At 56.0% G+C, this 24864-nt stretch carries 25 protein-coding genes; 21 read left to right on the top strand and 4 right to left on the bottom strand.

The window, feature by feature from the left end:
• Positions 1–391: 391 nt before the first annotated feature.
• The 15 genes from ACWGXE_RS13945 to ACWGXE_RS13875 all read left to right on the top strand — a co-directional run bounded on the left by ACWGXE_RS13945 (position 392) and on the right by ACWGXE_RS13875 (position 14832).
• Positions 392–1522, top strand: a complete 1131-nt coding sequence (locus tag ACWGXE_RS13945) for a hypothetical protein (RefSeq protein ID WP_447598418.1) — start codon at positions 392–394, stop codon at positions 1520–1522.
• 124 nt (positions 1523–1646) lie between these two features.
• Positions 1647–2021, top strand: a complete 375-nt coding sequence (locus ACWGXE_RS13940) for a hypothetical protein (protein WP_447598416.1) — start codon at positions 1647–1649, stop codon at positions 2019–2021.
• 130 nt (positions 2022–2151) lie between these two features.
• Positions 2152–2304 carry a DUF3309 domain-containing protein gene (locus ACWGXE_RS13935; RefSeq protein WP_447598415.1) on the top strand — a complete coding sequence of 51 codons (153 nt, stop codon included), beginning with the start codon at positions 2152–2154 and terminating at the stop codon, positions 2302–2304.
• Between the two features lie 76 nt (positions 2305–2380).
• Positions 2381–3637 carry a glucose-1-phosphate adenylyltransferase gene (gene glgC / locus ACWGXE_RS13930; protein ID WP_447598413.1) on the top strand — a complete coding sequence of 419 codons (1257 nt, stop codon included), beginning with the start codon at positions 2381–2383 and terminating at the stop codon, positions 3635–3637.
• Entirely contained in the window at positions 3634–6537 is a 2904-nt protein-coding gene (gene treY / locus ACWGXE_RS13925) for a malto-oligosyltrehalose synthase (RefSeq protein WP_447598412.1), read from the top strand. The genes glgC and treY overlap by 4 nt, the downstream gene beginning before the upstream one ends.
• A gap of 169 nt (positions 6538–6706) precedes the next feature.
• Entirely contained in the window at positions 6707–7000 is a 294-nt protein-coding gene (locus ACWGXE_RS13920) for a hypothetical protein (protein ID WP_447598411.1), read from the top strand.
• 26 nt (positions 7001–7026) lie between these two features.
• On the top strand, positions 7027–7332 hold the full coding sequence (locus ACWGXE_RS13915) for a hypothetical protein (RefSeq protein ID WP_447598409.1): 306 nt from the start codon (positions 7027–7029) through the stop codon (positions 7330–7332).
• Positions 7333–7336: 4 nt separating this feature from the next.
• Positions 7337–7753, top strand: a complete 417-nt coding sequence (locus ACWGXE_RS13910) for a phage holin family protein (RefSeq protein WP_447598408.1) — start codon at positions 7337–7339, stop codon at positions 7751–7753.
• On the top strand, positions 7717–8388 hold the full coding sequence (locus ACWGXE_RS13905) for a hypothetical protein (protein WP_447598407.1): 672 nt from the start codon (positions 7717–7719) through the stop codon (positions 8386–8388). Before ACWGXE_RS13910 ends, ACWGXE_RS13905 begins: the two co-directional genes overlap by 37 nt.
• A 64-nt stretch (positions 8389–8452) precedes the next feature.
• Complete coding sequence (locus ACWGXE_RS13900; RefSeq protein WP_447598406.1) at positions 8453–8965, top strand: mechanosensitive ion channel family protein; 513 nt, start codon at positions 8453–8455, stop codon at positions 8963–8965.
• 39 nt (positions 8966–9004) lie between these two features.
• Complete coding sequence (locus ACWGXE_RS13895) at positions 9005–10576, top strand: DUF748 domain-containing protein (protein WP_447598404.1); 1572 nt, start codon at positions 9005–9007, stop codon at positions 10574–10576.
• A complete protein-coding gene (locus tag ACWGXE_RS13890; RefSeq protein ID WP_447598403.1) occupies positions 10573–11532 on the top strand; it encodes a YihY/virulence factor BrkB family protein in 960 nt (319 codons plus the stop codon). The genes ACWGXE_RS13895 and ACWGXE_RS13890 overlap by 4 nt, the downstream gene beginning before the upstream one ends.
• Before the next feature lie 374 nt (positions 11533–11906).
• The gene (gene ku / locus ACWGXE_RS13885) at positions 11907–12782 is read left to right on the top strand and encodes a non-homologous end joining protein Ku (RefSeq protein ID WP_447598401.1); all 876 of its coding nucleotides are present in this window, start codon (positions 11907–11909) and stop codon (positions 12780–12782) included.
• Positions 12783–12812: 30 nt separating this feature from the next.
• The gene (locus tag ACWGXE_RS13880) at positions 12813–13949 is read left to right on the top strand and encodes a DNA topoisomerase IB (protein ID WP_447598400.1); all 1137 of its coding nucleotides are present in this window, start codon (positions 12813–12815) and stop codon (positions 13947–13949) included.
• Between the two features lie 217 nt (positions 13950–14166).
• Positions 14167–14832 (top strand): S16 family serine protease, encoded by a 666-nt coding sequence (locus ACWGXE_RS13875; protein WP_447598398.1) that lies wholly within the window; start codon positions 14167–14169, stop codon positions 14830–14832.
• A 31-nt stretch (positions 14833–14863) separates the two neighbouring features.
• Here the strand turns inward: ACWGXE_RS13875 and ACWGXE_RS13870 are convergent, their stop codons facing one another.
• The 3 genes from ACWGXE_RS13870 to ACWGXE_RS13860 all read right to left on the bottom strand — a co-directional run bounded on the left by ACWGXE_RS13870 (position 14864) and on the right by ACWGXE_RS13860 (position 16478).
• Positions 14864–15238 (bottom strand): response regulator, encoded by a 375-nt coding sequence (locus ACWGXE_RS13870; protein ID WP_447598397.1) that lies wholly within the window; start codon positions 15236–15238, stop codon positions 14864–14866.
• Between the two features lie 153 nt (positions 15239–15391).
• On the bottom strand, positions 15392–15535 hold the full coding sequence (locus tag ACWGXE_RS13865) for a hypothetical protein (protein ID WP_447598396.1): 144 nt from the start codon (positions 15533–15535) through the stop codon (positions 15392–15394).
• Positions 15536–15734: 199 nt separating this feature from the next.
• Positions 15735–16478 carry a hypothetical protein gene (locus tag ACWGXE_RS13860; protein ID WP_447598395.1) on the bottom strand — a complete coding sequence of 248 codons (744 nt, stop codon included), beginning with the start codon at positions 16476–16478 and terminating at the stop codon, positions 15735–15737.
• Positions 16479–16965: 487 nt separating this feature from the next.
• On the opposite strand from ACWGXE_RS13860, the gene ACWGXE_RS13855 reads away from it, so the two are divergent.
• Genes ACWGXE_RS13855 through ACWGXE_RS13840 form a run of 4 tightly spaced genes read left to right on the top strand, consistent with a single transcriptional unit; the run spans position 16966 to position 20836 of the window.
• Complete coding sequence (locus ACWGXE_RS13855) at positions 16966–18459, top strand: S8 family serine peptidase (protein ID WP_447598394.1); 1494 nt, start codon at positions 16966–16968, stop codon at positions 18457–18459.
• A gap of 22 nt (positions 18460–18481) precedes the next feature.
• A complete protein-coding gene (locus tag ACWGXE_RS13850; RefSeq protein ID WP_447598392.1) occupies positions 18482–18904 on the top strand; it encodes a hypothetical protein in 423 nt (140 codons plus the stop codon).
• 6 nt (positions 18905–18910) lie between these two features.
• The gene (locus ACWGXE_RS13845) at positions 18911–19267 is read left to right on the top strand and encodes a hypothetical protein (protein ID WP_447598391.1); all 357 of its coding nucleotides are present in this window, start codon (positions 18911–18913) and stop codon (positions 19265–19267) included.
• A 54-nt stretch (positions 19268–19321) separates the two neighbouring features.
• The gene (locus tag ACWGXE_RS13840) at positions 19322–20836 is read left to right on the top strand and encodes a M14 family zinc carboxypeptidase (RefSeq protein WP_447598390.1); all 1515 of its coding nucleotides are present in this window, start codon (positions 19322–19324) and stop codon (positions 20834–20836) included.
• Between the two features lie 292 nt (positions 20837–21128).
• On the opposite strand, the gene ACWGXE_RS13835 is transcribed toward ACWGXE_RS13840, so the two are convergent.
• Positions 21129–21479: a hypothetical protein gene (locus ACWGXE_RS13835; protein WP_447598388.1), complete on the bottom strand. Its 351-nt coding sequence runs from the start codon at positions 21477–21479 to the stop codon at positions 21129–21131.
• 500 nt (positions 21480–21979) lie between these two features.
• On the opposite strand from ACWGXE_RS13835, the gene ACWGXE_RS13830 reads away from it, so the two are divergent.
• Both ACWGXE_RS13830 and ACWGXE_RS13825 read left to right on the top strand, forming a co-directional pair.
• Positions 21980–22480 carry a hypothetical protein gene (locus tag ACWGXE_RS13830; RefSeq protein WP_447598387.1) on the top strand — a complete coding sequence of 167 codons (501 nt, stop codon included), beginning with the start codon at positions 21980–21982 and terminating at the stop codon, positions 22478–22480.
• A 49-nt stretch (positions 22481–22529) separates the two neighbouring features.
• Complete coding sequence (locus tag ACWGXE_RS13825) at positions 22530–24767, top strand: hypothetical protein (RefSeq protein WP_447598385.1); 2238 nt, start codon at positions 22530–22532, stop codon at positions 24765–24767.
• Positions 24768–24864: the final 97 nt, after the last annotated feature.

Here is a 24864-nt window from a genome sequence, read left to right as displayed (position 1 = left end):
CATGGTCCCGGTGCAAACTTTCCCGCAATAGTCCGCGCACTGACGACCTCCTGTCCATTACAGACCTAAGCTTTTTCCAATGGCCCATTCCTTCACTGAATATTCGCATCGGTTACCTGCCTCGCGGTTCGTTAACAAGCCTCGCATTTCTTTCTGATGGTCCTACTACTTCTCTTATCTTTTCTCCTCTATACTCCGAAAGCATTCGGTTTTTTCGGTGTATCGCTATCGGCCTCGGCTGAAGGGAGGGAGTCTCGAATAATCATCCGGCAGTAATGTGCGCCCTCCCATCGGGAACCTGGGGACTGAATCCTGCTCGGCATTACGGACATGTTTCGGCGACGCGGGAAAGGCCGCTCGATATCTTCACCTTCAACACAGGAGGAAACGAATGGCTAATGCACGCCTCACGAACGGTAACTGGGCTGACCGGATACGGCCGTGGGTTACAGTCGTGGTGCTTCTCCATCTGCAGGGCTGCATGAACTTCGGCGCGCTGACGCTGGACCGTGACCGGTTCGACTTTACACAGGCCGTCGCGAATTCCTGGAAGCAACAGACGCTGCTCAATATCGTCAAACTACGCTACGCGGATACTCCCATTTTCGTCGATGTCGGACAGATTGTCAGCGGCTATCAGTTGGTCAGTACCGTCCAGGCCGGCGGGACGATCTACCCCAACCTGGAAACGGGTCCAAGCAAGGCCCTCAACAATTTCTTCAGTGTAGGCGCGCAGGGACAATACACTGATCGCCCCACGATCACCTACGTACCTCTGACCGGGTCTCAATTTATCCGGACCCTATTGACCCCGATTCCACCGATCCGGCTGTTCGAGCTGATCGAGGCCGGTTGGCCGGCTGACCGGCTCTTCATGGTTGCGGTGCAGTCTATAAATGGACTGTCCAACAGCAAGGGCGGGTCGCAAGGGCGAAAGGCGGCCGATCCGGAATTCGCGACACTGGTCAAAGCGCTCCGGCGGATCCAGGCGTCCGGCGCCGTGGGATTGCGCGTCGATGCCGACAAAGATAAGAAGGGCGAGGGTCTCATAATGTTTTTTGCGACGAAAAAAGTTCCGCCTAAGATTCAGGAAGATCGCGATATGGTGAAACGCCTCCTTGGCTTGAATCCTGAGAAGACGGAGTTTTCGGTGATCTATGGCCCGGTCCCGCCGGATCGGGATGATATCGTGGCCGTGCGTACTCGCTCGGGATTTCAGATCCTGATCGAGCTTGCGTCCTACGTGCAGATTCCCGAGGAGCATGAGAAGAAGCGTGCCTATCCCCATGCCGTGATTCCGTCTCAGGATCAGGAATCCCTGCCTCCGCTGATTCGTATCGCAAGCGACGTAACTCGGCCGACCGATGCCTTTGTGATGGTGCACTATGGCGACCGATGGTATTGGATCGACAATGAGGATCTCTCGTCGAAGGGTTTATTTTCCTTCCTCCTCGTCATGCTGACGCTGGCCGAACCAGGCGAGAAGGCTCCGTCACCATTGCTCACGATTCAGACCAACTGAGAAATGCCGAACTCAGGCCATTCCGTCCACCGGCCGCCCTCTTTTACAAAATATGCGTCCATGCTAAATGGCAGGAGATGTTTCGGGCGGCATCGCACGGTATCCGGTCATCGTAAGGCAAGAGATGAGACAAGATCGCTGGCTGATTATATGGGGCATTGCAGCCGGGATAGGCTTGTCGGCGTGGTGGAACGGTTGGGTCTTCGCCCAGTCAGGCGCTCTGTCCATCGAAGCGACCAAGCTCATGGTCAAAGAATGCCGGGAGCAGCATGAGAATGTGGCCGATACGATTGATGAAGTTCTCGTGGAAATGGAGTATGCGCAACGTTCTCACGACGTCGCTCGGATGAGGGCAGTCTTGGAATTGAGCCGGATGAAGTTGACTGAACTGAAGGAGGAGATGGCACTCTGTACGAACCTCATGAATATGATCGACAGGAGGACGACGGAACATGAAACAAGCCAGCATCAAGGGGGCCAGGAGGAAATAGCTAAATGATTCGACATACCAGATCTTGTAATCGGTGATCGGTCAGGGGCTCTTCCGAGTCATATAGCCCAGGGTAATGAAGTATCCTGATTGTGCGGGCTGACTTCCACTGCGGCGCCCGATGAACAGGAGGCGGATCATGAGTACCATTCTATTGATCGTGTTGGTCTTGCTCGTTGTCGGTGCGTTGCCGACATGGCCCTATAGCCGGGAATGGGGCTATTACCCGACCGGCTTCCTCGGGACAATACTCATCATTATTCTCTTGCTCGCTGTTACGGGAAAAATCTGAGAAGGCGGGGGTTTGCGGGCTAACTAGGGTTTTCCATAGGTGCTCTTTCGGCCTTATTCAGCCATTATCCGTGCCAATGCAACGGCGTAGACAACGGGTATTGGCCATTATCATGGCCGGCGGGAAGGGCGAAAGATTAATGCCCCTTACCGCGTTCCGGAGCAAGCCTTCCGTACCCTTCGGTGGAAAATTCCGCATCATTGACTTCGTTCTTAGTAATTTCGTGAACTCGGGCGTACTGGCGATCTATGTGCTGGTGCAATACAAATCCCAGTCGTTGATTGAACATCTGCGGCAAGCCTGGCGTATCGGCGGCCGAATCAAAAACAATTTCATCACGATGGTCCCGCCTCAGATGCGGGCGGGGGAGGGCTGGTACGAGGGCACGGCAGATGCCGTCTATCAAAATCTGAACCTGGTGTATGACTTTGACCCCGACGTGGTCGCTGTTTTCGGCGCAGACCATATTTATCGAATGGACATCAACGAGATGCTTCGCTTTCATGCTGAACGGGAGGCGGATGTCACGGTCGCCTGCTTACCGGTGCCTCTGTCCGAGGCCCGCAGCTTCGGCATAGTCGAAGTGAATGGTGATGATAGGGTCGTGGGATTCCTGGAAAAGCCGCAACAGGCGAATCCGATGCCTCACGACCGGGACCGCGCGTACGCCTCGATGGGGAACTACCTGTTCAACAAGGATCTATTGGTCGAAGTCCTGGAACACGATGCCACGAAGCCGGGATCCCATGACTTCGGCCGGAACATCATCCCGCACCTGCTTGAGTCCCACCGGGTGTTGGCGTACAACTTTCAAGATAACTCTATTCCAGGTCTGCAATCTTACGAAGAGCCGGGCTACTGGCGGGACGTGGGCACACTCGACGCGTATTGGCAAGCCCATATGGATCTCCTGGGAGAACAGCCGACATTCGATTTGCGGAATACCAAGTGGCCCATTTTGACCGATTCCTACGATGGACCCATGGCGAGCCTGGTGCGGACCACGGTAGACGAATCCATGGTGGGCCAGGGAGGGCAGTTTATCGACGCGGACATCCGGCGAAGCGTCATCGGCCGGGGCGTGCGAATCGGTTCGGGCGCCCGGCTTGACGAGTGCGTCATCGCGGACGGTGTGCACATTGGCGCCGGCGCCAGGCTGCGACGTGTCATTGCCGATCGGTTCAGCAACATACCGGCGGGCATTGAACTGGGGTATGGCGAGACGGTCGACCGCGAACGCTTCTATGTCTCCCAGTCCGGCCTGATCGTCCTCCCGCGGAACTATCGGTTCAGATCCGTCCTGCCGAACCTGACCGAATCGGCGAAAATGTGATCGACGTGTCTACCGCGCGTCAACCCATTGCAACCTATCGTGTTCAGTTCAACCGATCGTTCACCTTCGATCACGCCCGCCGCCTCATTCCCTATTGGAGGGGATTCGGCATCAGCGATTGTTATGCGTCGTCGTTCTTACGAGCCATGCCGGGCAGCAACCACGGCTATGACGTCATCGATCCCACCCAGTTGAATCCAGAGATCGGCACGGAAAGTGACTTTACCGCGTTCGCCCAGGCCCTTCAGTCCGCCGGCATGGGGCTGATCTTGGATGTCGTGCCCAACCATATGGGCATCGGGAAGGCCATGAACAATTGGTGGCGAGACGTATTGGAGAACGGCCCTAGCTCGCACTATGCGGACGTATTCGATATCGACTGGCATCCGGTGAAACGAGAGTTGGAGAATAAAGTGTTGCTGCCCATTCTCGGTGATCAGTATGGAACCGTGTTGGAGAATCAAGAGATTCAGATTACGTTCACTGACGGAGCCTTCCAGTTGCAGTATGCCGACCACACACTTCCACTTGCGCCGAAATCCTGGATCCATGTGTTGGAGCATGACATTGAGCGGCTGACGAATACCGGCGATCCTCAGGTCATCGAGCTGCAGAGTATTCTGACGGGTCTCCGCCATCTGCCGTCCCAGCACGAGCGTGATCCGGACCGTGTGGCGGAACGGTACCGCGAAAAGGACGTCATTAAGCGCCGGCTTGCCACCTTGGTCGAACAGCATGCCGATATCCGCGACTTTATCCTCGAGAATGTCCGCCGGTTCAACGGCCAGAAGGGCCGGCCGGAGAGCTTTGATTTATTGGACCTCATGCTCAACGGCCAAGCCTATCGCCTGGCGTCTTGGAAAGTGGCGTCCGAAGAAATCAACTATCGCCGCTTTTTTGATATTAACGAATTGGCGGCCATTCGGGTTGAACATCCCCGGGTGTTCGAAGACGTTCATCGGTTCGTCTTGTCGCTGGTGGAACGGGGACAAGTTACGGGACTCCGCATTGACCACGTGGACGGCCTGTACGATCCCGGCGCCTATGTGCAGCAGCTTCAGACATGGGCGCGCGAGCATCTCAAACCGCCGTTTGCCGACGTGAACAGGCCTCTCTTCATCGTCGTGGAGAAAATACTCGGATTTAAGGAACCCTTGCCGGTAAATTGGCCGGTCCACGGTGCGACCGGGTATGGGTTTCTGAATTTGGTCAACGGTCTCTATGTGGATCGACGGCACGAGCGGCAATTGACCGATATCTATCAGCGCTTCACGCGGCGGCGGGACTCGTATGATGATCTGGTGTATGAGTCCAAGAATTTAATCATGCGCATGTCCATGGCGAGTGAAGTGAATGTCTTGGGGCATTTCCTGAATCTCCTATCGGAACGAGACCGGCGGTCTCGGGATTTCACGCTGAATAATTTGACGGACGCGCTGCGCGAGATCATCGCCTGCTTCCCCGTGTATCGGACGTACATCACGGAAGGAGACGAGCCGATTCTGGAGCGAGACCGCGCCTACATTCATATGGCAGTGGCGCGGGCGAAACGGCGTAATCCGGCCTTGAGCGGGCAAGTATTTGATTTTATCCGCGCCATTTTGCTCAAACAGGCTGATGCGAGAACGGACCAGGAGCGGGCCGATCAATTGCGCTTCATTATGAAGTTCCAGCAGACGACGGGGCCTGTGACGGCCAAGGGCATCGAAGATACAGCGTTCTACATCTACAATCGGCTTGTCTCCTTGAATGAAGTCGGTGGAACATCCGACGAATTCGGCGTCACCCCGGAGACCTTCCATGATCGTATGAGAGACCGATACGAGCATTACCCGCTGTCGTTGTCGGCCTCCTCCACTCACGACACCAAGCGCAGCGAAGATGTGCGAGCCCGCATCAACGTGTTGTCGGAATTCCCCGCCCGCTGGAAGGACTGCATCGCCCGTTGGAGTAAATGGAATCGAAAATACAAGAGGGAAGTTGAAGGCCAACCGGCTCCGGATCGCAACGACGAGTACCTCTTGTACCAAACGTTGCTGGGTGTCTGGCCGCTCGGCCGGATAGGGGACGATGAGTATCGGACCTTGACCGAGCGTGTCATCAACTATATGAGAAAGGCCATTTACGAGGCGAAGGTCCATACGAGCTGGATCAATCCGCACCAAGGATATGACGAAGCCGTGCGAATGTTCGTGGCCTCGGTGCTGGATCGTAATGTGAACAATGCCTTCCTCGCAGACTTCCTGCCGTTTCAAGCCGACATCGCTCACTATGGTCTCTACAATTCACTGTCCCAGCTGTTGATCAAGATCGCGGCCCCCGGCATTCCCGATTTCTACCAAGGAACGGAATTGTGGGATTTCAGTCTGGTCGATCCCGACAACCGGAGGCCGGTGGATTATGAAGCGCGCATGCAGGTCTTGAATGGACTCACGCAAGCCGTTCAGGCTGCCGGGGCGGACCGCCGGCAGTTGGCTCGGCAGTTGCTGGCCGACAAGGCGAATGGTCACATCAAGTTTTATGTTGCGATGGCTGGGTTGGAGTGCAGAAGAATGCACCGGCGGCTGTTCAGTGCAGGTCGGTATGCCGCGCTCGAGGCGGGCGGCGAGAAGGAACACCACGTTTTCGGGTTTGCGCGGGTGTGCGAACAGGATGCGGCGCTCGCGGTGGTGCCGCGTCTCGTCGGAAGCTTGATGCCGGATAGTTCGGCTGCGCCGCTGGGAGACGAGATCTGGCGCGACACATGGGTCGCTCTTCCCGATGATCTGCCGGCCGCCACTTACCGCAATGTGCTGACCGGGCAAACGGTAGATTCAGTCCTGCTCCACGGCCGCCGGAGTTTGCTCCTGGCGCACATCTTACGCGATTGTCCCGTCGCGCTGCTCGAAGCGATTCGCTGAGTCATCCCCGCCAAGAATATGACGGGCGAACCACGCCTGAACTCCGAGGTTGTCCCTAACTAGGGATTATCCGAGTTGGACTGAAGGGCGGGCATGATACCGTAAAACCTGGCTATTTCGTTGCGCTTACACGCAACGCTGTGGCGGGAGGATGGACGCGGAGAGACGTATGACGATCATCAAGAGGCGCCGCGTGTGGATAGTGGTCCGAAACCGGCTCCGCCGCTTGTTGGAATCTTCAGCGGATTCGTGGGCCCAGACAAGATTCATCGGAGGGCTGATCCTTTTGGCCGGAGTCATTTCGTTGGTGCTGACAACCAATCTGCATCCGGCCGGCGGCGGCGTGATCACGAGCAATGGGCCGGCCGGTCGCACCGGCCCTGCCGGCCATCCTGACCGAGGAGATTGTGGAGCCCGTTCTATTGATCGTCCCATCGGCGCGGGAATAGCAAGCATGCGGTGAACGTCCACGGATCAGGAGGAAACGGTATGGAACAGCCTGCTGATGAGCTGGGAGAAGGAAGTGGGAGAGCGGTGGGAGCGATGGGACTTGGAGACGGCCCGGATTCGCGGGGGAGTGACTACGCCGTCCACGCTGATCTGGACGCTTGCATCGCGGGACGGCAGACTCCGACATTCGATGTCGATCACCGGGGCCTCTTTTCCGATGTGCGGCTCCATGATGTCGTTGATGTACTGCATGAGATCGAAGCATTTGTCCGAAGAAACCCCTGGCCGATGTTGGCGCTGGGGTTCGCGGCGGGATATTTGCTGTCCCGCAGTAAAGTGAGATGATCTTATGGCCCCTGAGACCATTCATACCGTTCCCTCGATTGCTCGTTTGGTGGGTGAGCTCTTCGACGATTTCCGCACGCTCACGCAGCAGCATATTCAGCTGATGCGCCACGAAATCGAGGGGGAAGTTAAAAAAGTGAAGCGCGCGACAATCTCCGTCGCCATAGGCGCCAGCATTCTTGCCGTGAGCGGCTTGCTCTTCATCATCATGCTGGTTCACTTAGTTCAGTGGTCGACGGAATGGCCGCTCTGGGTCTGCTACGGGATCGTGGCGACAGCCGGAGCTATTGGAGGACTCATCGCGCTGTGGTCGGCCGTGAAGGTCGGCGGCAGCGTTCACGTCCTTCCTGTAAAAACCATGCAATCCATGAAGGAAGACGCACAATGGATCAAACAGACGATCATATCGAACAAGACATAAAAGACATTTTGCAGACCCGTATGGCGATCTCCGACAAATTGGAATTGCTCGAGCACCGGGTCGAGGAAAAGATGGAACGGTCCAGAACCGCGGTGAAGGACCTGGTGGATCATACGGCCGGCGTGGTCGAGGGGTTGATGGATAAAACGAAGACGACATTAGATCCCCTTCATCAATTCAGCCAGCGGCCCTGGGTCATGTTGGGTGGCGCCATCATGTTGGGATATATCGCCGGCTTGGTGGAGAGCCGGATGCGCGCGACCGGCGTCTATCCCTACTATACGCCGGGGGCGGAAGGAGCGAGCGTCATGCCGTCCGGTCCGCGACAGGAACGGGCCGCCCCGGACGAAGGCGTCTATCCCTATTATCCGACCGGTTATCCAACGGGTCGGGAGCGGCAGAGCGAGAGAGCCAAGCCCATGGCACCCCACATGTCGTTCGTGCAAGATGTGGCCGACGGATTGATGGAGGAAGTGGACCACATCAAAGCCGGAGTGATCGAAGCAGGCCGCGTCTTTCTCCGCGATGTGAGCACTCATGTCATTCCCTCTTTGCTTCACACCCTGGGGGATCGCGTGATGAAGAGCGCCGGTTCGTCTGAACGAGACTCGTCCTTCCATCCTTCCGATCGGTGAGCGGCAGCGCGTCCACGCCCGATGTGTGTATTCCGGCGTATGCCGGACCGAGAGACTGTCGCTCATGGTTGAGAAAGTTCTCGCCCAATTGGAGTACCAGGTGACGGCCTGGGCGCCGAAAGTCGGCGTGGCGGTCGTGGTCTTCGCCGCGTTCATGATCGCTGGCTCGGTTGCACGGTACTTCATCATACGAGTGGCATCCAGGGCCGATGCCAATCTGAAGTTTGTGCTCCGGATGGGAGCCAAAGTGATCTCGACGTCTCTGCTCTTGGTCGGAGCGGTGACGGCACTCGGCACGATGGGAGTGAACGTATCTGCGCTCGTGGCCGGTCTCGGCTTGACCGGATTTGCACTCGGGTTCGCGATGAAGGACATCCTTTCGAATCTCGTGTCCGGCGTGCTGATCCTGCTGTATCGCCCATTCAGCGTGAATGATCATATTACCGTGACGGGGTTGGACGGCCTGGTGACCGACATTGACCTCCGCTACACCAGATTAGAGAAAGGCGACCAGACCTTTCTGATCCCCAATTCTTTGTTGATCACCAATACGATCGGATTGGTGCAGGAAAAATGACCGGCCGGTCGCATGGCATCGAGAAAGGGAGAGACCCACATGGCGCAAGCGATCAGAGTTCCGCGATGGCTTAAGTGGACCGGAGCGATTGTCGGCATCCTGGTTGTCCTGTCGCTGATCGCGGCCGCTCTCATGGACGAGCCCATACGCCGGTATGCCGAAAAAACAGTCAATGGAAGCTTGAAGGGATATACGCTTCGAATCGGGAAACTGGATCTGCACCCGCTGACGCTGTCGCTCGATTTGGAAAACGCGACCTTCATTCAGAACAGGAATCCGGAGCCGCCGATGGTTCAAGTGCCGAAGTGGCATGCCAGCGTGCAGTGGGGTCAGTTGTTCAAGGGAAATCTAGTGAGCGACCATGTCATTGAACGGCCCGCCGTCTATGTCACCCGGCCTCAGGCGAAAAGCGAGCTGCGTGATCCCCGGCGCAGTGTATGGCAGGACGAGCTTCGGAAGATATTTCCGCTCCGCATTAATCAGCTGACGGTAAATGACGCAGAGGTTACGTATTTCGACCATCCGAAAGCGAGGCCGTTGGAACTGACGGAGGTGCACTTTGAAGCGGGCAACATCAGCAACCGCGACCGGGAAGGAGACTATCCTTCGACGATGCATGTGGACGCCAAGTTATTCAAGGACGGACATATCAAGGCGGATGGAACAGCGAATTTCCTGGCCAAGCCGTTTCTCGGCATAAACGTCGACTTTAATCTTGAACGCGTTCCGGTCGAAGATTTGATCGGCGTCACCGGCCGGTACAATGTCATGCTCAAGGGCGGCGTGCTGGGGGCCAGCGGGCGGGCGGAATACTCGCCGTGGAAACAGGTGGCGGATATCCAGGATTTGCTCGTGGAGGATGTGAAGGCGGACTATGTCTATCGGCGGCATCCGCGGGATGAGAAGCATCGCGCCGAGGCGGCCGAAGCAGCCAAAGAGGTAAAAGAGAAAACGATTCTTGTCGTGGCCGTGAAGCACGGAAAAATCCTGCATAGCGAGTTCGGATTTGTGAACAAATCCGCCAAGCCGGACTACCGGGTGTTTGTCGGCGACGTTAATGCGGAGCTCGACCATTTTACGACCAGGCTGCAGGATCTCCAGGGCGGAGATGCCGTCGTGAAACTAACGGGCAAATTCATGGGCACCGGCCGAAGCGTCATCGCCGGAACCTTCCGCCCCGAAAAGCCGAACCCGGATTTCGACCTCGGTGTGCAAATCGTGAAAACCGAGATGAAGTCATTTAACAATGTCCTCCGTGCATACGCCGACATGGACGTGGCCAAGGGCAACCTGTCATTTTTTAGCGAGCTGGCCATAAAAAACGGCCAGGTTCAAGGGTACGTCAAACCTATCTTCAAGGATGTCGAAGTCTACGATCCCAAGCAAGACACCGACAAGGCCTTGACAAAAAAGGTCTATGAGGCAGTTGTTGAAGGAGTGGTGGACTTGCTGAAAAATGAGCCGCGCCAGCAGGTGGCCGCGGAAACCGATGTCTCCGGTCCGGTACCCAACCCCCGAGCCGACACCTGGCAGATTGTGGGTACCCTGATCCAGAACGCTTTCTTTAAGGCGATTTTGCCTGGCCTCGAAAGGGAGTACGGCAAGGCATGAAGACCATCTCCACCGCCGCAGCGCTCGATAGTTCCTCACCGGCCCACAACCCCTGGAAATTGGGCGGCCTGACTCTGGCTGAACTGGGCCGGCGGCTGTGGCAGGAGTTTCAGCGCGACGAAATTTTAGGACGCGGCGCTCAACTCGCGTATTACTTTCTCCTGGCTCTCTTCCCGGCCCTGATTTTTCTCACTGCGCTCATGGGTCTCTTCCCGTTGCAAAACGCGATGCCGGAGCTGATGAGCTATCTGCAAAATGTACTGCCGGCCGACGCCTTATCGTTGGTGCAAAAATACTTGGAGCAAGTCGTGAGCGGAAGCGGCGGAGGATTGCTTTCGCTGGGGTTCCTGGGCGCGCTATGGGCCTCGTCCAGCGGCGTCACCGCCATCATCGAATCGTTGAATACGGTGTATGGGGCGCAGGAGACCAGGCCGTTCTGGAAAGTTCGACTCCTCGCGATTGCCCTGACGTTCGCGCTGGCGGGTTTCATCATTGTTTCGATCACGTTGATTCTCTATGGCGAGCATATCGGCGCCTGGATCGCAGGCTTCGTCGGGTTGGGATGGTTGTTCGAGCTCGCCTGGGTCATTTTGCAATGGCCGGTGGCGGTCGGCTTAATGCTGTTTGCCTTGGCGGCCCTGTACTACTTCTGTCCGGACGTGGAACAAGACTGGCGATGGGTGACGCCGGGATCGCTGCTGGCGGTTCTGATGTGGCTGCTTGTCTCGCTCGGCTTCAAAATGTACGTGGAACATTTCGGCGATTACAATAAGGTGTATGGCTCCATCGCCGGCGTGATCGTTCTTATGCTGTGGTTATATTGGTCGGGGATCACGTTTCTGTTGGGCGGCGAAGTCAACGCGGAGATAGAGAAGGCGGCCCGTTCTCAACAGTCGGCCAAGGAGTCGGCTGGCGCAGCGTGGCAGGCGAAGCGTGATCGTGAGGCGACGGCGTGAGGATCTGTCCCTTTGATTGCGCGATGTGCCCGGACCCGACCTGCCGCACAGACGGATGTAAAGAGACGGGCGAGATCGTGTTTGAGGTCTGTCACTGTTGCGGGGAGCTATTCATTCCCGGCGATGTCCTGGCGGTGTGTACGACTTGTATCGAAAGACATGGCGGAAGCGATGGAACTATTTGAATGAGTCCCGCTTACAGGATGTTCAAAAAGGCCGACGATTTCATCCACCGACCCCGGCGTGCCGAGACACGCCGTGCCGTGCACTCGGCCGCACCGCATTGCAGCTCTGTGTTGAAGGTCCTGAGTCTCCGACTTCGTTGGGAAACAAAGCTGGCGGGTTTTTTCAACGTCCTGGCATAGAGGTGAATTATGCCGCGCTCCCTATGGAAAGGCGCCATCAGTTTCGGCTTGGTGAACATTCCGGTCGTCTTGTACTCGGCGGAGAACCGTAACAGCTTTGACCTCACGATGCTGGATCGCCGCAATATGAAGCCGGTCGGGTTCAAACGGTACAACAAGGAGACTGGAAAGGATGTCCCATGGGATGAGATCGTCAAAGGGTATGAGTATGAGAAAGAGCGATATGTAGTGCTGACCGACGAAGACTTTCGGCGGGCCAATGTCGAGGCCACGCAAACAGTCGATATCCAGCATTTTGTCGATGTCGAGGAAATTGCACCCACCTATTTTGAGACCCCTTACTATCTGGCGCCGGACAAGCGGGGTGAGAAGGGATATGCCTTGCTGCGGGAAACGCTGAAGCAAACGAAGAAGATCGGGATCGCGACCGTGGTCATCCGCACCAGGCAGTATATCGCCGCGCTCATTCCCGATAAGGATGTCATTGTGCTCAACACCTTGCGCTATGCGAATGAATTGAAGTCGAGCAAGGACTTGGACGTCCCATCGGACAAGCTGAAGGCCGTCGGCGTCACGGCTCGGGAGGTGGAGATGGCGACCAAGCTGGTGGAAGAAATGGCCGACTCATGGGACCCGGAGAGGTATCACGATAGCTATCACGAAGATCTCATGCATCTCATTGAAAAACGGATCAAGGCCGGCCAGACGGAAGTCGTGACGGAAACGGAAGAGGAAGAAGAAAAGCCGAAGCAGGCGGAGGTGGTGGACCTCATGGCCCTGCTGAAGCGCAGTGTGCAGGAAAAAGGGCAGACACAAAGGGAATTCTCCGGCGCGAAGCGCGCCGCCGGCCGCCATGAGCGGGCGCCTCGCCGTAAAAGCGCCTAGCTCTATAAAGGAAGCGGATCGAGGAGTTCGATGGGAACGAGAAAGACGGCGTCCCGGTCCATTTCCAAGAGGCGAGGATTGAAGCTCGTCGCCGATGTGGCGGCTTCGGCCAAAACGGCCGGCCTGCGGTACATTTGCGATACGGGCCCCGGTATCCGCCGCGTCAACAAAGGGTCGGGTTTTTCTTACGTCGGACCTGACGGAAAAACGGTGCGGGATACGGCTATGCTGAAACGTATCAGAACCTTGGTCATTCCGCCGGCGTGGCAAGATGTCTGGATCTGCTTGGATCCCGACGGGCATGTACAGGCTGTGGGACGAGACGCCAAGGGACGTAAGCAATACCGCTATCACGCGCGCTGGCGGCAGATGCGGGACGAGACGAAGTATGACCGGCTATTGGCTTTCGGGAGGCTCTTGCCCCGCATCAGACGGCGGGTCGCCAAAGATCTCGCCGCGCCGAATCTATCACGCGATAAGATCCTGGCCACAGTCGTGAGGCTGCTTGAGACGACATTGATCAGAGTGGGGAATGAGGAGTATGCGCGGGCGAACGACTCCTTCGGGCTCACGACGATGCGGGACCGGCACGTGAAGGTGAACGGCGCGACCGTGCGATTCGAATTTCGCGGGAAGAGCGGGATCACTCATGCGGTGGATTTGACGGATCGGCGACTTGCCCGGATCGTGAAGCAGAGTCGCGATCTGCCCGGGTACGAACTGTTCCAGTATATCGACGAACAGGGTGCGCGACGATCGATTGATTCATCGGACGTGAATGCCTATTTGCGACAGGTCGCCGGTGAAGAATTTACCGCCAAGGATTTCAGGACCTGGGCTGGTACGGTGCTGGCCGCCGCCGCCTTGCAGGAGTTCCCGCCATACGAATCGGCGGCGCAAGCCAAGCGCAATGTCGTCGCGGCGGTCGAAGCCGTCGCAAAGCGACTGGGAAATACGAAGGCCATCTGCCGTAAATGCTACATCCATCCTGACATCATCGATGCATACATGGACGGCGCATTGGCCGGACGTCTTCGGCAACGTGTGAGCCGTGTTCAGGCTCACGCAGGCGGACGACTTCCGCTCGAGGAAGCGGCCGTCCTTGCCTGCCTCCAGTCGCGAGTAAGAACCGATAGTCGCCGACCACACCATTCACAAGCCGGGTGAGTCCAATTATTACTTTGGTTAAAGATCCTGAGCAGTAGGATGCGTCGATCGAGTCGTTGAAGCTGTCTGGCGATTTGTTGTGCCGGGTTGGGGACAAACTGTCGGGCCCTGGTACGGTTTCGCTACAGCGTTCTCTCTGCTGCAGTCCATAATCGCTTGGCAACAACGGTTTTGTACGGCCTGTTTCTTGCAGATATTCAGGCCACGGAATGCCAACATGCGCAAATTTCTCGTTCAGGCGATCCTTCTTCTGGCTCTGACGTTTCAGTTATGCAATGAGCCGCAAGCCGCTCAGTCGCTTGGATATCCCTACCGGCAGTTGGAGCAACGCATTCCGATTCTCGGGATCATGATTGAAGAAGACCGGATCGTCGGAACCGTGGCCCACATTACGGTCTCGTTTTCGGAACGGACCGATTCCACCGGCTTGGCGGTGATTTTCCCGCGCAGAGCCGGCAAACTCTCTCCGATGGCCCAAACATCCACCGAGCAGGCCATTTACAGAGCGGCGCGGGCCGCCGGTCTGTCCACCGACTCCTGGACGGTCATGGTTGCCGTGGATCAGCCGAGGATGACCATTCACGGCAACAGCCTCTCAGCAATGGTGGGCCTGACGGTCATTGCGCTAGCCAAAGGACAAACCATTCTGCCCGGTCGTGTCTTGACGGGCGGGATCGCGCCGGACGGGCATATCCTCACGGTCGGCGGCATTCCGTTAAAGGTTGAAGCGGCGGGGCTGGCGCATTTCAAGCGCGTGCTCGTGCCGGAAGAAATCAGCCCCGATGATGGAGATTGGCAGACGCCTTTCCTGATGCAAGTGAGCCCGGTCAGTTCCCTCCAACAGGCCTACCTCGGCCTCACCGGCGAGCCGCTTGTGCCGTAGTATCTTCAGCAGAGGCTCGGTCAGCGGCATGCTAACCGGGATTCAATGCCGTCTCGATCGCAGTTTCCAACTCTCGTAAGTCATATGATCCTGCAATTTGTACCGGATGTTGAAGTACCCGGTGTAATCCCAGCGAATGTGAGTCTCGTATGGTGGCCGCTTGCGATGGTCCGGATAACGCGATGACGGTGCCTCGAAACCCATCTTGACGCAGATTGTGGAGGACCAGCCGACCTGCAGGATTATCGAGATACATATCCAGTATGACGAGTTCCGGCTGAGATTCTTTCAGTTCTGTGGTGACCTCCGTACGATGTGGCGGGACACACACCGGATGTCCTTTCGCCTCTAATAACGTGGCAATCTGTTCTCGGAGGTCGGCTCGATGTGTCAACAACATGATCATGGAAGTGTCTCCTCTACTTGGAACAGTCAAAAAATAGTGTGCCTCCCTTAAGGGACGCTCCGCGCCATTTACCGGCGCGCCTGGCCCGAAGTATTCGAATTGCACAGGCTATGACGGGGATAGACTGATTAAAACGAAGCAGTCAGAACCGATTCAGCGAAGCGTCAGATCGAAATAGTTCATCCACTGCAACACGTATGCGGCCAAGACAGACAAGAACACAACGAACGAAAGGATCGCAACTTTTTTGAAGCGACGCTCATCGCGCTGTCGGGCGTCCAGAAATTCGACAGCCATGGTTCCTCCTAGGGGCTATGAGGTTGAGTATAGATCCATTCAGCCTCTCTCATGGACTTTATGCAAGAGGAAAAATGAACAACTCCAAGTCTCACAGTTGCGGTTCTCCCGAAGATGCGCAAAAGACCTGCGGCGCGCTTGGAAGCGAAGAGAAGGAATCGTTTCAAGTCCTCGCCTTCTTCGACAAATTTTTGAGGTGTTATTGCGGCGTACGTTGTCCAGCCCATCCCATCTTCGAGGCAAATCCTTTTCCGTAGATATCGAACAGCTGAAAGAACTGATAGGCCTTACAATCCGTAAGCACTTCACGAGCCTCGTTCAGGTACCGTTCAAATGAATATTCGAAGTGTACTCCTTGGCCTCCAAAGAGAGTCACTATCCGACGCTCGACGTCAATGGAACTTTCTTGGTGAAAGACATAGCGGTAGTACGGACTTTCCGGTCCCCCGACGTGTTCGAGAAACTGCGCCCAGGTTGGCGGCTTGTTCATTGAAAGCCGCTGTTTAATACTGACGCCCTCGACCGGCCCGAACTTCTCAAAAAAGTCTTTGAACATATTGTCCTGCCATTGGTGTTCATCCGTGATGTGATGGATCGCGTGATCGAACGGCGCGACGGTGTGGGTCTCCCACCTGGAGCCGGGCGCCCAATGAAAAATGACCCCGTCCGTTGGTCCGGTCCATTCCGTTCCCCCGACCTGCTCAACTTGATGTTCAAGAATTTTGTTGGCCCATGTCCAATAAAGAAAATCGTTGAACCGAGAATCATCCGGGGTAAGGGTAAGATCATCCGTCGAGAGAGAGTGGCTCGGGTTATAACTCGTTCGAATATCCTTACAGTGCGCCTGCCAAACCGATTCAGACCAAGCTGCGCTGCTGACTTGAAAGGCGGACGCGATCGGAGGGAAGCCGACAAGGAAGATAAAAATTGAGATCCAAATCATCTTACCTCCTCTAATTGAGAATTGATGTGCGTCTCTGGACGGACCGTAAGGATATGGCAAATACCTTCAAAAAGCGATCAAGTACCAATAGCCCTACCGATACGACATTGTGAGAATATCTGGGCTAAGCATCAGGCGCTCGCCGTGTTGTGCTCCTTCGACCTAACTCATAGCGACGGCTATATAGTGAGCGTTGGCAAATAATCCGTGGAATATTGCATGTATTTGCACTTTGTCTTACGCGAAGTCTCTCACAATTAGATACACCTCGTATCCGATTAGCTACAGTTATGATGGAAGGGGCTTCACTGATTATTTACGTGTGGGGTTCAAGTCTTGCTTTTCCGACAGCATATGAGATCAACGCACTACAGATGCAAAGGCACGGGTGTTGCGTTAGGCCGGTCTGCAAAGGCAAACGAGCGCAGAGCATGAAGTAGTCGTTCCACATAATGCAGGTATTTCACCATTCACAAAGGAGAGGCCCATGCCTACCGGTAAACGTGTCATGATTGAGTTCGATCATTCTCCAGAGCTTCAAGAGGCGGCGGCAAAAACCCGAATGGCCGTCGGATTACCGTCCGAATTGGCTCGGGACATGCGGCTCGATGCCGCGAATACTCCCGCCATACCGGGAATCAAGATTGATGCGTCGTTTGGCGTCGTTCAGATCCCTCGCGAGCCGACGAATCAAGACGATGCGCGTGCCGCATTCGACGCTATGGCGAACGAGCCGGAAAGTAGCTCGTATATGGTTCGGGGGATAATGGACCACGTACCTGAAGAAGGAACCATCCGTACTCCTTCAGGTCGAGCTCGTGTGTATTCGGATCCTCTGATCCAACCATGTTTGATTTGTCCCGGTTCCCCTCCATTAGGCACGGATGCCGATGTGGAAAAGCTGCTGTGCGTGGAAAAGCTCTGGCAGCACCGCATGGACGGCAAAGGCGTCATGGTAGCCGTGGTCGATACAGGGATGAATATTGCCTACCTGAAGAGCAAGGGAAAAATTGCCAACTTTGATGCGGCGAAAAGCTGGGTCCCTCAGCCGGGTCTCATACCAGGGAGCCTCCCCGTCAATCACGGCACCATGTGCGCGTACGACGTCATGATCGCAGCCCCGCATGCCATCCTGCTTGATGTCGCCGTGTTATTGTCGAATCGGACCGGTGGCTCAATCATGGAAGGTTTGCTCAGCGATGCCGTATCGGCCTATACCCATCTGTTTGGGATCATGGCCGCCCCAAAGCGTCCCGGCGATGCCACCTCCATGGTTGTGACGAATAGCTGGGGCATGTTCCATCCCAGCTGGGATTTCCCGGTCGGTCACCCCAGCAACTACTCAGACAATCCGAACCATCCGTTCAATCGCATGGTCGGCAAACTCGAACGAGCGGGCGCCGACATTCTATTCGCCGCGGGAAACTGCGGGAAGGACTGTCCCGACGGGCGGTGTCAAGGCGTGACCGGATCAATTTATGGAGCGAACTCGCATCGCAGTGTGTTGAGCATTGCCGGGGTGGATATTACGAAGACGCGCGTCGGGTATTCAAACAATGGCCCGGGGCGGCTGTATAATAAAAAACCGGACGTGTGCGGCTACACCCACTTTAAGGGCTCCGGCGTGTATCCTGCCGACGGAGGAACCTCGGCTGCTACACCGGTCGTCGCTGGTGTGGTGGCGGCATTGCGCACCCGTATTCCGTTTGATCGGTTCAATCCCCTCTCGAGGCCGTCGGTCATGCGCCGGCTCCTTCGTGTCACGGCGGAGGACCGTGGCGCAGCAGGGTTCGACTATGACTATGGCTATGGCGTGGTGGACAGTTGCAAGTTAGTGACCTTGGGCCGGATTAAAGCGCTTCAGGAGGTCGCGCGAGGAATGGAAGTGGGCGCCGACGGTCGGCATGATCACCAGGCCATGGAACAGGTGAATGCTGAGTTGGAGGAGATTGAAAAAGAGCTTGAACACGTGGACGCATAGCAATCAGACGGAGGAACTTCGCATGAACAGTCGGGGTGGGACGATAGCCACATGTCCCGCCTCGATTGTGCGATCAGGCGATGACAGTTTGGGACGATCTGCCATACAGTTCGCGGCAATGTGTGTCGTGACCGGTTGTCTAGTCGGGCCCTTTCTGAGTCCATCACGTGCGGAAAACTTTGTTCAGGAGGAACGGCTTGTGAAGGAATATGTCGGCATCGTCAAAGAGGGAAAATTTCAGCCGCTGGGGCCGGATGAATCTCGACGGAAACGCCTGACCACCATCCCGGTGTTTGCCACAATGCCCCCCGAGAACGCCGAGATGCGTCTGGAGGAGTATGAAGGGCAAACAGTAGTCGTCGAAGGCCAGGACCAAGGCGAATGGATCTTCTCGGCAAAGGTCAAACCTCATCAGTCCACCGGAGAGCAAGCACCGGGGAATTAGGGAACCATGGCACGTAACGAGCAGGAAATGGAGCGCTATTTCGTCGCGGTGTTTGCTCGCGACGCCGACGCCATGCGGTCGCTGCAACAATTCGAGCTCGATGTCTTTCCGCAGACGGCGAAACGGTCCGACCGAGACAAGGAGTTTCCATTCTCCATCGATGGACTCCTGACCATGGCCGAAATCGAGACGGTCGTGAAAGCGGGTTACCGGGTACATGTGGTGGATGCCGCCGCGAATCGCTCTCGCGGCGCCGAGAGTCCCGCCGAGTTTTCCCAATGGTTGCAGGGGATGCAGAATGAAGTGACCCGGGAGCGGGACGCCGCCAAGAAGACAACCAAGAAGCCCGGGCGTCACAAATAGTTCGTGCAGTGCGGCAGCTGCTATTTTCGTACGTGAAAGACATGAGGTCGATCCATGCCCTATCTGTCAGTCGGGGCCATTTCGGCTGCGCTCGATCACATCGCCGGCACCTATCCGGCCATCACTCAGATCATTGCCTTGCCTGAGCCCTCGGTCGAAGGTCGGCCGATCAGGGCCTTGAAGGTCGCGCACGGAGCCGGCTCCAATCGCACCGGTGTGCTGTTTCTGGGCGGCACCCATGCGCGCGAGCTCGTGAATCCTGAGACGGTGCTGAGTTTTACGCTGCGGCTCTGCGACGCCTACACCAATAATACCGGCCTGACCTTCGGGCCCAAGGTCTTCGAGCCTTCCGCCATCCAAACCGTGGTCAGTGGCCTCGACATCTTCATGTTGCCTCTTGTCAATCCCGACGGCCGCCATTTCTGCCTGATGCCCGGCGGCGACCCGTGGTGGCGCAAGAACCGTTCGAATCATCCCGGCTTCGCATGCCGCGGTGTTGATCTCAACCGCAACTATGACTTTCTCTGGTCGAGCGGTATCGGCACGAGCAGTAATGCCTGTACCGACGTCTTCAAGGGCCCGGGCGCGTTTTCGGAGCCGGAAACACGCAACGTGCGTTGGATGATCGATAATTTTAGCAACATAGCCTGTTTGATCGACATCCACTCCTACAGCGAGCTGGTCCTGTATCCCTGGGGCGACGACGAGAACCAGACCACGGATCCCAACCAGAATTTCCTGAATCCGGCGTTCGATGGTCAGCGCGGAATCGCGGGCAGCGGCTATAAGGAATACATTCCGGCCGGTGATCTGCATGATCACGTCATCATGGCCGAGCGGATTCGCGATGCCATCGCGGGCGTCCGCGGACGCGTCTACACCGCGCAGCAAGGAATCGCCCTCTATCCCACAAGCGCCACGACGCATGACTACGCCTATGCGCGCCACTTCGTCGATACGGGGCGGCGCCGCATCCTCGGCTTCACGCTGGAGACCGCCAGGGAGTTTCAACCGTCCGACACAGAGAAGAACAATGTGATCACGGAAGTCTCGGCCGGCCTCATGGAATGCCTGCTCGAGACGCTCTGTCCGGCCGACGCCATACAGGCGCTCATCGATGCACTCTTTCCGTTGCGCGCGATGCGAAAGTTCCGGGACCAGTACATGCTGAAACCGGCCGCGGGAGTTCGGTACGAAGGGATGCTCCGCGCGCATTCCCCGGAGCTGGTCGGGTTGGTCATCAATAACAAGGCGGCACGGGAGGCCGGAGCCGCGCTCTTGCGTATTGCCGGCCGTTTCTTCTCGAAGCACGATGAGGTTCTGCCACGAAAGGTTACGAAGAGGGATCTCGACGAGACCGACGAGGCCCTTGCGGTCGTGCGAAAGCTTGCCAGCCAGAAACTCAGGGCCGCCATCGATACCGTTCGCGCGGACATCAAACGGGTACAAGGCAGGCCGCTGACAGCCGTCTTTAAGGCACTGGACGCGCCTCCGGCCGGCGTGAAGACCAAGAAAACCAAGCGGGCCAAGAAAAGCAAGAGGACCAAGAAGACCGACATGAGGCGGTAAAGAGGCCGGCCAAGTGCACGGTACCCGCACACCGTAAAAAATGGCGGACGAGAGGACGTTCGTTAGCGAGGGCTATGGCGTTGTGAGAGTTGTGGAGCTGCCGTTATGGAAAGCCGTTTGTTTATCTTTGGACTACATTGTATGTATCTCCGGATGGTATGCACCTCCGGATGGCGGCTTGCAGAATTGTCTCTTCAAGAGTGATACTGCGCGACGATGGCTCGAAGAGTTATACAGGAGAGTTGCTCGGGCTGATCCGTTATCGAACTGAACCGCGGTGTGCGATCGTTTTTCATTCCTGCGACTTCGCCAACGCCTTGACCGCCTGCCATTCCGGCATTCGCTGCTCGTCCGTTTCGATGCACTTGGTCCAAGGATGAGCGAGGGCGCCGACACCGGCCCCGAGCATGGCGGTCGCCGCCGCCGGGACAAAGAGCGGCACCCCAATGATGTAGCCTGTCCACATCAAAACCGGATTATCCCGTTGCTCGCCGATCTGCACGAGGCGTTCGGCCGGGTACAGAGGGAATGTGCCCTTCTCAGATCCGAGGCTGGCACTTTCCTGGATTGTCCGACAGCGGGCATCACTCACCGCTGGTAAGAACACAAGGGAAAGCATAAGCAGGACAACAACGATCCTCATCTTCAACCTCTCGAGGGGTTACGCCGAGCATGTCACGCCGATTCACATCTTAGCACTCCCAATCTCGCGCTTCCTTGCCGCTAAATCAAGAGCAAACAGATGCCCAAACGGCGTGATTCATCCGCCGCCGTTGCTGCCGGGAGCGCAGCACAACAAGTGCCGTGGCAAGTATGAATTGCACAGCGTGTCATGTTAATGGGGACGACGCCGCGGCTCCTAAACCAGAGCGCATTTTTTGGTGACTCACGCTGTATCCAAAATGATAAAGAATGTATCGGTTTTGATACTGGACGGTGAACGCTGGTCACGCTATTTAGACCTGTACGAGGCAACTTAGAGAACAGGCAGGTTTTGGTCCAGCATCTCAATCATGCAGAATTGCAACAGATACGTTTGCATGGATTTTCAATTCCCTAACATATATTGGCCGCGGGACTCTAACGGTATGTGCCTTGCAGGCCTATCATCAACTACGGAGGCTGCTGAGAAGCAGTATACGCATGCGAATGCTGATCGCTGTCATGCTGTGTTGCGCTATTGTTAATTTAGCTATGAGCGCGGATGAAAGAAATGTTTTCATTACTCCAAACGGAGAGTTAAGCGGATCACTGGAGTTAAAGGACGGACAGGAAGGCTTTGCAGGAATTACCGGGACCATCTGGAAAATAGCACGTGAAGGAAATGTCGAGCGTTATCGTTTTGTTAACGAACGAACCGATGATCCGTACCCGATGAGAAGACTCAACGCGGACGAAATTGCATCCCTTGGACATCTTCTCGCACGCGAAGACTTTCTGGGACTCCCTGCCGACATAAAGAACCAGGTACACATCAATCCGCGCCGGGTCAGCATCACGTTTGGTAATAAGACCTCGACGTTAATGCTCGAGCCGGGACAAAGCCTGGAAGACGCTGCCGGTCAGGATGACCCGTCTAGCGCTAAAACAAAGCTCCTCAAAATAGCGCTTGGAATATTGGCACTCGTGCACGCTCGAAATTAGGTTCTACGGTTTCTTTAAATTGCTGAAGCTGTCGAAGAGGAGTTATGAGATGAATAGGAAACTACTCATAAGTACGGTCGCGTTGGTACAAGTATCGTTCGCTCCGGTTGTGTTCATCGACACATCGCTATCAGAAGTTCCACAGACCCCGCTTGCCGGGGCACCCGCCTCAGAACAAGGCTATCCAAACGGCGGAAGGTTGCAGTCCAAATATGAATCCATCAGTGGCGGTGTAGAGCTACCCGGGGCACGTCGCGGTATGAGGGGGACGGCCTTAGGTTTCGCCGCGGCAGCAGAAATTCAATCAAGGCTTCCCGAAGGTTTCACATTAAAGGAGGGCGCCGCCAGCCGGGTCATGCATGACATGCCCGGGGCATTGGATCCAAATCGCAAGTCACGACGCGGAACAGAGACTGAGGAGGAACCAGCTTCCACAGAGAAATCCATCATCCTCTATCCCCTCGCGTATAAAGGCGTCGCTCTATCTAAAGGTGCCGACTACTTAGCCATCGTAAGCAATGATGGGCGCCTTTTGGCAACACGAGAGAGGAATGTGCCGGCAAAAGTTGATGCAACCGAACCGACTGTGCCGGCGAAAAAGGCCATTGAGGTTGCCAAGCAGGACGCGTCACTCGAGGATGCTAAGGTGAATGATCCCAAACTGGAGATTTGGGTTGATGACCGGCAAATGGGCCACCTGACATGGACCTTCATTGTCGAATCAGGGTCTTTAACCAATCCACGTGGTTGGCGTTACTGGGTCGGGGCTGTCGGCGAGCCGAAGGTACTTAATAAAGAAAATACGATTTATCATACGCATTTCGGCACCGGGTCCGGCACGCTGTGGCCAAATTCGTCGCTTCAAACGACGGCAAATCGTCCACTGGGTGATCTTGAGCTGGCCCGCACCGGCGGAGGCGGTGGCACCCAGATTACGGCGGAAGACGGCCGATATGGGTTCCCAAGCGGTACGGGGAACGCAACGATCACCGCAAACTTAAGCGGTCCTAATGCTGTTATCCAGAATATGGCCGGTACCGTGATGAACACGACGCAGAACGGAACCCCGGTCAGCCCTATTGACTTGAATTTCGGTGCATCAAGCGAGTTTGAGTTTTCACAGGTCACAGCTTTTTACTGGACGAATGCGGCGCATCGTCTTGCGGACAGCATTCTAGCTCCGGGAGAGTTGGCAGCTCTACCAACGCGCGTAAATATTAATGCTTCGTGCAACGCATTCTATGATTTTTCTTCGATTAATTTCTTTCGAGCCGGTGGTGGGTGCCCAAATACGGCTTATGCGGATGTTGTGCTTCATGAGTATGGTCATGGAATTGATCACCAGAAAGGCGGCATCCTTGACGGAGGATACAGCGAAGGTTATGGAGATGCGATGGCCATACTTGGAACAAGGCAGTCTTGCCTTGGGCGGGATTTCTTTGGAGCGGGGACATGTCTTCGCCCAGCGACCGATCTTATACTGTGGCCCCCATCGTCCGGAGAGGGAGTCCATCAAATCGGTCGAAGATACGCCGGCTTTACCTGGGAACTCGTCCAGCAGCTTAAGAAAACGTTCTCTGAAGATGGAGCCTTCCATATAGCTGGGCAATTAATAATAGCGGCGGCGGCGGCGAATCCTTCTCACATTCCGGATGCCGTATACTTGAGTTTCCTGGCAGACGACACCGATGGAAATTTGGGTACATGTTCGTCTCATCAGAAGGAGCTACAAGCCGCAGCCGACTCTCGAAAGATTCCGCGCCCGTCTGACTGTGCTGCAGCTGCGATCCTCGGTGTTCCCGGGTCATCAGCCCAGTTTCCATGGACGCCGGCAAAGCACGTCAACGCAAACAGCAACATTCTAGAGGTGAAACTTCGCCTCGATCAACCAATGGAAATCCATATCTCAGCTAATTCTAGTGTGCGAAGCCTCCAAGCTGTACCACTTACATTCACGACCGGCTTCTACAATCAAGTCGCTCCGAATGTGATGTGGACCGACTCCCTGCGACGAGTGACCGTTCAGCATGCGCAACAGTGGGTGAATTTTGGATCCATGTTCGCGATCAAACTTCCGGCCGGCGACCACACCTTTTACTGGAAGATATGGGTCAGTGGTGGCGCCCTGGAGTTTAGTTCTGGAACGATACTGGTCGAAGCGTTCATTCCGTCCGGAACCGGCCTGCGCGTTGCATCCCTCGCTGAAGCTGCAGTTTCAGCGATGGAGCCGAAGATGCAAGATTTGCATGACGAAAGCGGCCAAGCTATTACTCGCATTGAGGAATGAGCACGAAAGCCGTCCGGTGTGTGGAACATATTATCGGCTGGGTGTAGTCGGAAATTTCACCCAGTGGTTCATCGCAGAGACAACCATTGGAGATAGG

The sequence above is a fragment of the Nitrospira sp. Nam80 genome, from assembly GCF_965152575.1.
Note: the sequence above shows the minus strand (reverse complement) of the source record. Positions and strands in the feature narration are given on the sequence as shown.

Coding starts and splice junctions, on each gene's coding strand:
- ACWGXE_RS13825 (WP_447598385.1), top strand. CDS start 22,530: ATGAATAGGAAACTACTCATAAGTACGGTCGCGTTGGTACAAGTATCG.
- ACWGXE_RS13845 (WP_447598391.1), top strand. CDS start 18,911: ATGGCACGTAACGAGCAGGAAATGGAGCGCTATTTCGTCGCGGTGTTT.
- ACWGXE_RS13935 (WP_447598415.1), top strand. CDS start 2,152: ATGAGTACCATTCTATTGATCGTGTTGGTCTTGCTCGTTGTCGGTGCG.
- ACWGXE_RS13880 (WP_447598400.1), top strand. CDS start 12,813: ATGGGAACGAGAAAGACGGCGTCCCGGTCCATTTCCAAGAGGCGAGGA.
- ACWGXE_RS13890 (WP_447598403.1), top strand. CDS start 10,573: ATGAAGACCATCTCCACCGCCGCAGCGCTCGATAGTTCCTCACCGGCC.
- ACWGXE_RS13940 (WP_447598416.1), top strand. CDS start 1,647: ATGAGACAAGATCGCTGGCTGATTATATGGGGCATTGCAGCCGGGATA.
- glgC (WP_447598413.1), top strand. CDS start 2,381: ATGCAACGGCGTAGACAACGGGTATTGGCCATTATCATGGCCGGCGGG.
- ACWGXE_RS13905 (WP_447598407.1), top strand. CDS start 7,717: ATGGATCAAACAGACGATCATATCGAACAAGACATAAAAGACATTTTG.
- ACWGXE_RS13855 (WP_447598394.1), top strand. CDS start 16,966: ATGCCTACCGGTAAACGTGTCATGATTGAGTTCGATCATTCTCCAGAG.
- ACWGXE_RS13865 (WP_447598396.1), bottom strand. CDS start 15,535: ATGGCTGTCGAATTTCTGGACGCCCGACAGCGCGATGAGCGTCGCTTC.
- ACWGXE_RS13900 (WP_447598406.1), top strand. CDS start 8,453: ATGGTTGAGAAAGTTCTCGCCCAATTGGAGTACCAGGTGACGGCCTGG.
- ACWGXE_RS13830 (WP_447598387.1), top strand. CDS start 21,980: ATGCGAATGCTGATCGCTGTCATGCTGTGTTGCGCTATTGTTAATTTA.
- ACWGXE_RS13860 (WP_447598395.1), bottom strand. CDS start 16,478: ATGATTTGGATCTCAATTTTTATCTTCCTTGTCGGCTTCCCTCCGATC.
- ACWGXE_RS13835 (WP_447598388.1), bottom strand. CDS start 21,479: ATGAGGATCGTTGTTGTCCTGCTTATGCTTTCCCTTGTGTTCTTACCA.
- ACWGXE_RS13910 (WP_447598408.1), top strand. CDS start 7,337: ATGGCCCCTGAGACCATTCATACCGTTCCCTCGATTGCTCGTTTGGTG.
- ACWGXE_RS13895 (WP_447598404.1), top strand. CDS start 9,005: ATGGCGCAAGCGATCAGAGTTCCGCGATGGCTTAAGTGGACCGGAGCG.
- ACWGXE_RS13850 (WP_447598392.1), top strand. CDS start 18,482: ATGAACAGTCGGGGTGGGACGATAGCCACATGTCCCGCCTCGATTGTG.
- ACWGXE_RS13945 (WP_447598418.1), top strand. CDS start 392: ATGGCTAATGCACGCCTCACGAACGGTAACTGGGCTGACCGGATACGG.
- ACWGXE_RS13915 (WP_447598409.1), top strand. CDS start 7,027: ATGGAACAGCCTGCTGATGAGCTGGGAGAAGGAAGTGGGAGAGCGGTG.
- ku (WP_447598401.1), top strand. CDS start 11,907: ATGCCGCGCTCCCTATGGAAAGGCGCCATCAGTTTCGGCTTGGTGAAC.
- ACWGXE_RS13875 (WP_447598398.1), top strand. CDS start 14,167: ATGCGCAAATTTCTCGTTCAGGCGATCCTTCTTCTGGCTCTGACGTTT.
- ACWGXE_RS13920 (WP_447598411.1), top strand. CDS start 6,707: ATGACGATCATCAAGAGGCGCCGCGTGTGGATAGTGGTCCGAAACCGG.
- ACWGXE_RS13840 (WP_447598390.1), top strand. CDS start 19,322: ATGCCCTATCTGTCAGTCGGGGCCATTTCGGCTGCGCTCGATCACATC.
- ACWGXE_RS13870 (WP_447598397.1), bottom strand. CDS start 15,238: ATGATCATGTTGTTGACACATCGAGCCGACCTCCGAGAACAGATTGCC.